Origin of the sequence: Paenibacillus sp. YIM B09110, assembly GCF_037167145.1 — a bacterium.
Classification (GTDB): domain Bacteria; phylum Bacillota; class Bacilli; order Paenibacillales; family Paenibacillaceae; genus Pristimantibacillus.
Window position 1 is genome coordinate 1 of the sequence record NZ_JBANSP010000051.1, and the last position, 10,477, is coordinate 10,477.

4 protein-coding genes, 2 pseudogenes and 1 riboswitch are annotated in these 10,477 nt (G+C 36.9%); of the genes and pseudogenes, 2 read left to right on the forward strand and 4 right to left on the reverse strand.

Annotated elements, in window-relative coordinates:
- Positions 1-141 (forward strand): annotated as a pseudogene (locus V8F51_RS31250) (stage V sporulation protein R); the annotation flags it as partial.
- A gap of 127 nt (positions 142-268) precedes the next feature.
- Here the strand turns inward: V8F51_RS31250 and V8F51_RS31255 are convergent.
- Genes V8F51_RS31255 through V8F51_RS31270 form a run of 4 tightly spaced genes read right to left on the reverse strand, consistent with a single transcriptional unit; the run spans position 269 to position 9,515 of the window.
- Positions 269-820, reverse strand: coding sequence for a CPCC family cysteine-rich protein (locus V8F51_RS31255; protein ID WP_337104419.1), 552 nt, complete (start codon positions 818-820; stop codon positions 269-271).
- 16 nt (positions 821-836) lie between these two features.
- A complete protein-coding gene (locus tag V8F51_RS31260; RefSeq protein ID WP_337104420.1) occupies positions 837-6,491 on the reverse strand; it encodes a polymorphic toxin-type HINT domain-containing protein in 5,655 nt (1,884 codons plus the stop codon).
- A gap of 3 nt (positions 6,492-6,494) precedes the next feature.
- A complete protein-coding gene (locus tag V8F51_RS31265) occupies positions 6,495-7,367 on the reverse strand; it encodes a hypothetical protein (RefSeq protein WP_337104421.1) in 873 nt (290 codons plus the stop codon).
- A gap of 54 nt (positions 7,368-7,421) precedes the next feature.
- Complete coding sequence (locus tag V8F51_RS31270) at positions 7,422-9,515, reverse strand: RCC1 domain-containing protein (RefSeq protein ID WP_337104422.1); 2,094 nt, start codon at positions 9,513-9,515, stop codon at positions 7,422-7,424.
- Positions 9,516-9,732: 217 nt separating this feature from the next.
- Positions 9,733-9,931, reverse strand: a riboswitch (cobalamin riboswitch).
- Between the two features lie 453 nt (positions 9,932-10,384).
- On the opposite strand from V8F51_RS31270, the pseudogene V8F51_RS31275 reads away from it, so the two are divergent.
- Positions 10,385-10,477: pseudogene (locus tag V8F51_RS31275) on the forward strand (SpoVR family protein); the annotation flags it as partial.

The window sequence follows — 10,477 nt, forward strand, 5'->3', positions numbered from 1 at the left end:
CTGGATCTGAAGTACGTGGAACGCACGCTGCCTTATGTCGTGCAGCTTTGGGGCAAGAACGTTCATCTGGAGACGTTCGTGGAGGATAAAAAGATCGTGTTCAGCTGCGACGGGAAGAAAACGAGTCGGAAGTTTTTATAAATTATAAAAGATGCCCAATCGCACTACTGGCGATTGGGCACCTTAATCACTTCGTGTAATGGGTTTGACGCTTACTAAAAAGCCGACCGATTTCTCGGCCGCCAGACTCTTGGATGGCGTTTAAATATCAAGATTTAGAGTATTTTTCCAACCTATCATGTTTGATAAATTCTAAAGAAGATAGGCTCATTGCCCCAAACTCAGTAAAATGCTTACGGCCTTCGTCAAGCGTCATATGATTTGGAGAACTATATTCCTCCGGATTGATGGTACCATCATCTTCCCAAAAGCAAACAGGGCAAATATCATACTCGCCATTTGATAAAAGTGATTTATATTCACAACACGGGCAAATACTTAATTCCTCTTGAATTCCTTCAATATCATGTTCCGTTCCAAGAATCTCACAAACTCTTTTTGATAAATATTCGTTTTTAACCCCAAGATATTTGTACTTTAATGCTCGAAATATTAACGGATTATATTTATCATCCATAACATAGTCAGGCGGTTCATCTAATTGCACTAATTCATATTGTAGTACATCTGATAATTCATTAAAAACCGTATCTTCTTGATCTATTCCCCACCAATCTAACAATACTTCATACCTAGACTCGTTGGTCATCTTTTCAATAATATCATTGATAATAATGGAAACGGCTTTCTCACGAGTCACACTATGCCACCTCGCTTTATATCCCAGATTTGTAACGAGCACGATTTTTTGCTGCCTCAAATGGATTTGCCTCACTTGCAATATAAAATGTCCTTATCTCACGATCTTTAATATGGCCAATCAGTACTCGATTTGTAGCTGGATCGTATTTAACTATAAAATTACCAACAATCTCTTCTTTAAATGAAGCATTCGTTTCCGCCGAGAAACCCTTTGCCCTCTTATAATACTCAGCCTGAGTAATATCTCCAAATTCTTTTTTATGTTTATCATAGTGTTCCGATAAACTTCCTTGCTTAAATCCTTTCCATTTAATTTCTGCACATGAGATATTATGAACCCAAATACCTAAACTACTGACAAAATACGTATGAAAATCTGCAACAGTAAAATTATAGACATTTATTTTTTCATCGTGAAACACAATTTCAATGTCGCTTATTTCCATATAATTACCATCACTCTGAACTAGTCGATCGCCCAATTTCAAGTTAACAGCATATATCCATCCCTTGCCATCCACCCAAAATGGATGATTAGCGGTGGTTTCAATAATTTGATCGCCAACCGTTAATGTATAGGTGATCTCCTTTTCATTGCGATACAGATGAGTAACTTCTTTGTACGCGATCTCGCCAGTTACTTCATCCTTGGAAAGAACCTTATCTCCGACTTCAATGTCTTCGATATTCTTCTCCCCTTCGTCTGTTTGAATCTTTGTACCGGCGGTAAAGCAATTACATGATGTTGCATTCTTTATGGACTGTAATGCTTTGGACAACTTAGGAACAGCCTTAGCAATAATCTTCATTGCTGCGCTGCTTCCCATTGCCAATTGTAATACATTACCTAATTGCCTACCATATTCCTTGACTTCTGCATCGGTTGGTTTTCCTCCCCACACATGCTTGGAGTTATTAGTCAAATACCAGATCGGATCAATTGCACTTGCTCCAATTGCCTTTCCAAGGTCTGCAAACGATATATCCCCTGAGATTATTGCATTGCCTAATTGAAATAGAGCCCCAGGCGATTTAATTAAATCCTTGAAAGTATCGCCAACTGATGCCAACATACCTCCAAGCAGATTGTCAATTTGGTTCCAACCAATATTTCCGCTCGGATCTATATATTTCAATGGATTATTATAGGCATAAATGTACGAATTCAAGGTCAGTGGATTAGCCAACTCCCCCTCATACGTATCCTTGCTTATAAAACGACCGAGTGACGGATCATAGTATCTTGCACGCAAGTAATACAGACCTGACTCTTCATCATGCATTTCTCCTGCGTATTTAAAAGAATTAGTTACTCCTTCTGTCTGAGTGGTAATGTTACCCCATTCGTCATACATATAATTGTTTACGACATTACCAGAGGTATCTACGATCTGTACAACATCACCATGACCATTGTACAAATAATAATAAGTTTGATTTGTTGAATTATCCAGTTTAGCAAGTAGGCGATCTGGTCCACGAACATATTGAGCCTTCAATACATTTGTATCATCTGATTCGGCAATAACCTGTCCATTCTCATTATAATGATAACGAGTAACTTCTGAGTCATTCATTTTTTTAATCCGGAGACCATCTAAACCATATTCAATATTCGTTGTTTCCGTTCCGATTTGTGCTGAAGTCAAGCGGTTCCACTCGTCAAAACTATAGGCGACGTCATCAAGTTCCATTGGCGTAGAGACCGCGAAACTTACTTCCTCGTAACGGTTTCCATAAGTATCATATTTGTATTCTACCGTATCCCCATTTGGCCTTACAATGTTTGTTAGCTGGTTAAGTTCATCGTAACCATATTCAGTTGTTCCAAAATTGTCCGTAACCGATATAGTGTTACCATTGTTGTCATACATGTAAAAATATCGGGATAACGTTGTGTTCCCTTTCTTATTAGTCACAGTGGATAATTGATTCAGTTTATTATATTCGTATTCTGTCTTCAGGTACGTTCCATCTGTTAGTTTAGGATAAGTCACGGACTTGACCTTACCGTCGGCATAGTAGTCATATTCTGCAAACTCGCTACTGTTCGAATACTGTTGATTGCTCCCATTTGTTTGTACACGTTTTAAGCGTTCTTTGTCGTAGTAATATCGTGTAAAACCACTGAAACTGTCCTGAACAACCGTTGTTCGACCTAATTTGTCATTCAAATTAGTATATGAATGATTATAACTTTCATATAATAACGACTGTGCATTCAATTGACCAAAATTCGTATATGATAGCGATAAGGTTTGCTTTAATATATCATCTTCATACCACTCCAGCGTTCCTGGGCCGAATGGAGTATTATAATACGTTCGTATTTCCTCCGCACCAACCTGCTCACCATTAATCCTATTATTAGTATCATACTGATAAGAAAATACTTTTTGGTTTATATCTGTTTTGGCAATAAGATTACCTAACTCGTCTGGAATAAATTGTTCACTTTCATTTGACGCATTCGTCTTAGTTATAAGCCTTCCTGACTCATCAAATGTTTTGGTTTTTGTCCATATCCCACCTTGTTTAATACCACTCAGCTCACCAAGCAAATTATAATCATACTCAGTAGTTTGCTGTAATGGATCAGTAACGGACACCAACCTGTCCAACTTATCGTATACAAAATCTGTTGTATATTCCTTCGCATCCGTAACTGAAATAACATTGCCGCCGATATCGTAAGTATAGTACTGATTTAATGCTCCACTAGTTGTTGTCCCGTTTGGAAAGGTACTTTCCTGCACAATATTACCCCATTGATCTGTTAGGGACACCTGTATGTTTTCCTTCAAACTATCTTGTGGGAGATTTCTGAAATTACTTACGCTATTGGCCGCAACAAAATAACTAGAACGTTTACGTGTTTCTATATCATATTCACTACGTCTTAGATTTCCATATGAATCAATATTTTCCGCTATTTCCCCCCAACTATCATAAGAGGAAATCGTAACATTGCCTTCTGGATCTCTGATATAATTCGGTCGATTAACTCGATCATAACGATAATCTGTAGGCAACCACCCGTTAGCATCATCGTAAATTAGGATACGACGAGGATTACCAAATGCATCATAAAACTGATATTGCTTATCAAATTCAGTACTTGTCATATCTACTAAGTTTTGAATTTCCACATATGATTTTACTTGTGTTCCTGTTATCTGTTTATTTGAATTTTCGTAATCTGAATAAGCACTGTATGGTATATATTCATACTTCTGCTTCATAGAATACGTTTTTCCATCTTCACCTGTGTATACTGGCATATCAACGGAAATAGCTCGTCCTTGATTATCAAAGTTATACGTCGTCGTAGCCCCATCCGTATCCGTATCCGTATGAACTAGCCCCAATAATAAATCGTATGTTTTTGTGGAATGAGATTCTATAAGATTATTATTCGAATCAGTATAATATTCAGTAGTTTTAGTAGGGAAAGCGTTTTTACCACTAGATCCATACAAAGTAATGGATTTGGCTTGTTTGTTGTTTTCCAGTGGCTTTGTCACTTCCACACGGTTTCCATCTGAAGCTTGTGTATAAGTATACTGAGTAGTCTCGTTTTCTGGATTTATATAAGATTTAATTCGTCCAAGGTTATCGTACGTAAACGACTCAGTCAGCAAAGTAGTAGCGTTTTGATACCACTTTTTCTGAGCAATCATTTTATAGGTCGGCTCATACATAAAAGTAGTTGTATAAAGTGACTTGATGGATGTGTTTTGGTATTGTTCCTCAGTCAATGGTTGTGTGATAGATTGAAGTCCGCCCCAACTGGTATAGATACGATCAGCATATAGCGTGTTGTGCGATACTCCATCTGATGTTATGTCCTCCGTCTTTAATTTTGTTGGCTTCGATTTAAAAACGGCATCGAATTCTTGATACGTTACGCGTTTTTTTTCATTATCTGATGTTGTAACCTCGGCCTCTAACATTTGCATTTGTTTGTTGTAAGTTTGCTTCACATTTTGTCCGCTACTCAGCTTAAACTTAGAAGAGAATGTATATGAATCTGGCATGACTTCTGTCGAAGCGTAAGTTGGATAGCCCGTATAATCATTTGTATATTCATAAGTTACATAGTTTATTTTATCGGCATTAGGATCGTTAACTGTAGAAATTTTAGTGGGATCGTTACCCATATGAGTATATGTACCACTAGAAGTATCATATCTTTTGATTCTATCGTACCTCTCCGTAACGCGATGTGCCTGAGTTGCACCATCTGGACCTAAATTCCGAACCGTACGATCATACCAATATGAAGTTTCGGAGTGCGGATACCTAACAACAGATAATATTGCGGCAAACATCTTAGCTGAATTAGGTTCGCTTATATTTTTATTACTAAAGTTAAATAATATTTCATTAGCATCTAACATACCATTTTGAACTCTATTGTAATAATACGCGGTCTTTAAACCTACTCTATCTGTAACTTCACCCAGATAAGGCAAGTAGTATGTGTCAGTTATTTGGCCATTACTGCGAAATCTAGCTAGTTGCCTGCTTTTGGTGTACTTGAATGAGACCGTATGTTGCGCATTATCTGGATCTTTGACTGTAACAACAATGTCTTCTCCAGTAAATTCTCCATCTGGTTTTTGTATTGTATTTTGATAAGTAAATGTGACTATTCTACCGATACTATCCACAATCTGTGAAATAAACGGATATGTTTTACCTAGAACCTGTCTATTCGTATGTGTGAAAGTGATTTTATTCCCAAATCTATCTTTAACACCAACTAACCGGCCATCATCACCGAAATAAGTTTCTCTTTTGTCTGAACTTACAAAAACGAATTTGGCTGTAACTTGCCCATTATTAAATTGATACAACGAATCATTAGTCGCTACTGTTCGAAACTCCACGTCCTTACCTTCATAATTTATAAGATTTGAATCACTTGTATCTGGCGTGATATTAACTTGATAGGATGCGCCTGAACCATCGTGAAAAGTAACATACGTTCTTCCTTTATGGGTTTCTTTCTGTACAGAAGGAAATGCTAGGGCCCATCCTAAACCTAGATCATAACGCGTATGGAGATAAGTATGTTTATCTGGGACACTACGAGTATTAACGGTATAAGTAGTATATGTCTCTAGAATACTGCCATAATATCGCTGAGCAATATCTATAAAAGATAAATTTGAGGTGTCATTATTTACAGAATTCTCCATTAACCATGCATCAGTTTCATTTTGATAAGGTCCATAATAGAAGGTATTACATGTCGAAGTACTAATAAAACATCTCTGTACCTCCACATACCAACCTGGTTCTGACCAGGCTGTATACGAGCTTGAAGTTGTACTCACTGTTGCTTTTTTTGTTGCCCCATCAGCTTGTGAAGAATTATAAATTCGAGATATTGAAAGATCGAGACCATCCTTACCCGGTAAGGCGATATCTGTTTGTTTAAAGGTTAGCGAACCCGTAATAGGATCAACAATTTCTTCCGTTGAGTTACGATCTGCCAAAAATGGCTTCTGGTTTTCATTTGTTTGCTTGCTTGCTATATTATTAAGTACACCTTCCAGACCTTCAATATTAACACTTGCATGGACAGACCCTCCACTAAATGCAAGGAAAATGAAGATAGCCATGAGAACTGATAACAGATTTTGTTTAACTTTTCGTTTCACAGTCTACTTTCCTCCCTCAGAAATCTTTACATGATTATCTTGTCGCTCTTTTTCATTAATATAGTTTTCTAGCAATCCTTCTAGAGAAATTTTGTTTGCTTCGGCGAATGCTCTAAATTTCTCCACTAAATTTGGAGAAATATCATTTTGGATTATTAATCTATTTGCTTTGGCATTTTCTTTATCCAAATTAACGTCATTTTGTTGAGTATCAGTAATATTAGATTTTTGTATTTCATTATTTTCGATCATTAACAACATATCATTAATCGAGCTCTTCCCTTGAGCTTGGTAGTTCTCTGCTATTTCAGCGATATTAAGTTCAGCATTTTCCTTCTTACCAAGCAGCAATACATAAACCTCATCCTCTGTTAGATCAAGTGACTGTAGTTCGCTGAAATCAGATGAGAATTCTGCCTTTAGTTTCATTTTCAAACTATTTTCTCTTTGCTTCAATACTTCTTCCCGTAATTCTCCTACACTTAAACCATCAACATTCGCAGTTAGAATGTCTACTGGAGCTAACCCAACTTGATTAGCGATTTCATCCGCATTAAATATCTCTTTCAGCTCATATCCTTCATTTAGTAGTTTTTCTAATTCCTCTCCATCTACTGTGTGTGGATCGATAGTATATTCTCCGCCTAATCTACTAGTTGTACCTGTATAAAGAGCAGCTTCTTGTTCCGTTCCATCAATAATAACCTCTTCATACTCTGCTTGAAATGAATCAGTCGGTGGGGTTAATTGCAGTCCAGGCTGTACCAATTCTTGATTCGAGCCTTTATTATCTGATCCAAAAGTGATTCCACCGAAGCTAGAAAAAACAATGCCAGTGCATAATGACAAGACTATTAACTTATTATTAATTTTCATTTATATTACTCCTAACTATTATTTAGTATTGTTTAAAATTACAATTCATGCGCTCTATTCAATCTGAATTGTATTCTTAGAAATCAAATTCCCATTGCCGTCGTAAATGAAATCTTGACGGTACTTTGATTGATCAATAGTAATAGTTACAGATGTCAATCTATTCTCTTTAGTTTTGTCATATACATACTCTTTAAGAATGTGTTTTTCTGGATAATCGAAAGTGTCAAGGATTCGATTATAATTCCAAACTAAGAGTGTTCCATCTTCTTTAAAACTCATCCCTCCAAGTAGAGAGTTTCCAATTGAAATAAAACTGCCCTCAGTAACTATTCGTGGGTAGCCTAGCCACCCTCCCCAGCTATAGAGAGAGCCAACTGTATCAATTGCAGATATATAAATTCCCTGTTCAGTATTGGATTCGTATCTGCCTGATGTAATATCAAACGATTCGATATCTTCTAACACTGTGTCAGCATTGAAATATATATAGTCAAACCATGGATTATACCCTCCAGTATCTCGCCCTTGCCCAAATTCGCCTGACAATTCTGCTCCTTTGGCCAACATTTTCCCATCTTCTGTAAGAAGTATTGTGCCATAGGGACTAGCCTGAATATCTTTAACATTATTTATCGGATTGTTGTATATGTCTGCTTCTATCCGCGTAGGTACATATGTCTGCAAATCAATTTGGAACTCAAACATCCGCCACTGATCCCCCCAAACATAAGCGGTTCCATCAGCTTTCAATGCAACAGAATGATATGCACCAGCATCAGCATAAATAATATCTTCTAAGTAGGATTGCCCTTCATCCTCAGCTGCTAAAACATGTATAGGCAATGGACTATCCCAACTATTTCCTCCATCACCAAGTTGACCATACTCATTTGTTCCCCATGCAAAAACATTGCCTTCTGAAGAAACGGCTAAATTGTGGTTCCAACCCGCACTTATTGCGACAATATCATTTAAAAATCCTGATCCATCAATTCCAACCACTTGTACTGGAGTACTACTAAAAGTATATGTGCCATCACCTAACTGACCATAGGTGTTGTCTCCCCATGCCCAAACAGTCCCATCTGATGCCAGAGCCAGTGAATGGCTATCCCCAGCACTAACTGAAACTATATCCTTATCTTCCAATGACGTTACCATTGCTGACTGTCCATCATACAATGGATTGTCAAACCCTATCTGGTTAAAATCTTTGTGTAACCATGAAAACACTTGATTATCATCATTAATAATTAATGTATGTTCAGATCCAGAAGAAATTCTCTTATGATAATAACTACGATCTACTTCATTTAAAGAAGAAATTGAATTTGTACTGCTTCGTGCACTTAATAAATTTGATGATAGAGTATACTGAAGCTCAATCTGTTCGTTATACTCCTCTCCTAATTGATCTTGGAGAGAACTTTCTGGAATTTGAATATTTAAATAACCTTCACTTATTTCATTTAAATTAACACTTAAATCCATAACCATGCCGTGTGCTCTTGCCTCAACCTCAACTGCTTCACCATTTATTGACCCTTGTATGTTACTAAAACTTTCTCCAGGAACAATAACTTTGTTGAAAAACAATTGAATTGGCGCAGAATCATTTAACATAACACCAGGCGATTCAGGATGTATCTTTACAACTTGTAAATTCCGATCACTGCGTGAGGCTGTTGTAAAGGATTTTTCAAAATCTTGTTCTAGATACTCATTATTACTTGAGCTAATACTTTCACTGTCTACTGATACTTTATAAGTTGTCGACAAACTCAAACTACTTGTCGGATGAATTAACAATTTATTTCCTTCTACTTCTTTCAAACTTTCAATTACCGATCCGTTGCTTGTCAATGATATTTGCTCAGAGTCTTTCAGTACTATTTCTTTATCGAATATAATAACAATAAAGCTTTTGGATCTTACACTTAAATTGTCGTTCTGAGGTATCATCCCTTTGACTTTTAAATAATTTTCACTTGTAATTTCATAAGTGCTTGCCAATACCGTTTCGTCTTTTGAAAGTGCATTCAATTTTTCACTTAAATTATATGTCTGAAACGGATTCGCGTAAGCAACAGTACTTATTGTCAATATGACAACTAATGACAATAAGTACATTAACCTTTTATTCATTTATTCTTCCTCCCAATTGTTATAAATCTTCAATAGGAACCACTATGGAACACGCACAAGTCAAATACTCTTCCTTATCCTCAAACTCATTTACCTGCTAGCATAATAGGTCTTTTCGCCATAAAAAAGCCATCTTTCAATTAATGAAAGATGGCTTATAACATGAATATTTCAATGGACATAAGAAATACGCACCTTCCTCCCATCCTCGTGGGGAAAAATAAAATCATTCATGGCAGGTCTCCTGGCTCGCATCATCGCAACCTATTTCCTTCCCGTATGAATTACATAATACAGTGGACTAATAATAAGTTACTCCGCTTTACAGTGGCGGGACCGCATCGGAATAATACCGAATTTCCCTTTTAAGTTAAGGCATTTAATTATGCAATAACACCATTAATGAGATTTATTAAGTTTTTATTTAAATCTATACAAACTTACCATGTTTATAGATACAATTACAATACTTAAATGCGTGATAACCCAATTGCAGGGTTGCCAGATGGGATATATTATGGAAAATTAAGCTGATCCTGCCCGCTATATCATCCAATGGTTGCTGTTTCAATATTGATTCGAACGACCGGAGTCTTCCAACGGCATAACAAACAGCCATTGTTTTTACAGATTACCTCAGGGCATGGTAAACAATGAAATTGAAGAAGCCTATGGCCGTTTCGTTACCACTGTATATAGCCCCACAGGCTGCTCGCTACGGTTATTGACGAGTTTCAAAAAATGCCATTGGCAATGAAGGCAGTGAGCTTCTCCTACCGATAGTGCTGTATCAATAAGCCGATCATCGACCACGTTCTCGCGCAATACGGCTTCTTCAAGCACAACGCCAGCAATCCGACGCTCATTAATACTCTCCAATCCTGGAAGACTGGCAGCGCGACATCATGACAATGCTTCGCGATGAGATGCTGTATTTTTGGCCACAAATCGAAACTAAGATC

What these genes read in the sequence shown, in the direction of transcription:
- V8F51_RS31270 (WP_337104422.1), bottom strand. Translation starts at nt 9,515, where the DNA reads ATGAATAAAAGGTTAATGTACTTATTGTCATTAGTTGTCATATTGACA.
- V8F51_RS31265 (WP_337104421.1), bottom strand. Translation starts at nt 7,367, where the DNA reads ATGAAAATTAATAATAAGTTAATAGTCTTGTCATTATGCACTGGCATT.